The 470-nt window shown below is 41.1% G+C and carries 1 protein-coding gene; it reads right to left on the reverse strand.

Features of this window, described 5'->3' with window-relative positions; translation table 11 throughout:
- On the reverse strand, positions 1–470 hold a 470-nt coding region (locus H740_RS05670), incomplete at both ends, for a calcium-binding protein (RefSeq protein WP_034957439.1).

Below are 470 nucleotides of genomic sequence, written 5' to 3' on the forward strand. Positions count from 1 at the left end.
CGTTGCCTACTCCGCCATCTAGGATATCGTCCCCGTCGCTTCCATAGAGTCCGTCGTTTCCTTCTCCTCCATAAAGGATGTCATTGCCCGCTCCGCCATAAAGGGCATCATCACCTTTATTTCCATGAAGCGTATCGTTACCGCTTTTAGCATAAACGGTATCGTTTCCTGATCCCCCGCTAATGACATCGTCTGTATAGAAACCGTGCATAACGGTGTCCTTGTCTGATCCTGAATTGAGCATCATATTTTTTATGTCTTCGGCGCTAAGGAATGAGCCATCGCTGAATTCAAGTTTATTTATAAGCCCGCTTCTATTAAATAATCCTTCGCTGTCATTATCCAAAAACATATTATAAACGGTTATTTGGTCCTTCGTATCTTTAATGCTTATCAAAAGGTTTCTTCCGTAAGACACGGTTCTTTCTATGATTAAATCTTCCTTGCTAATTCCCTCTTTAAATTTAATT

Source organism: Campylobacter showae CC57C (genome assembly GCF_000344295.2).
Lineage (GTDB): Bacteria > Campylobacterota > Campylobacteria > Campylobacterales > Campylobacteraceae > Campylobacter_A > Campylobacter_A showae_B.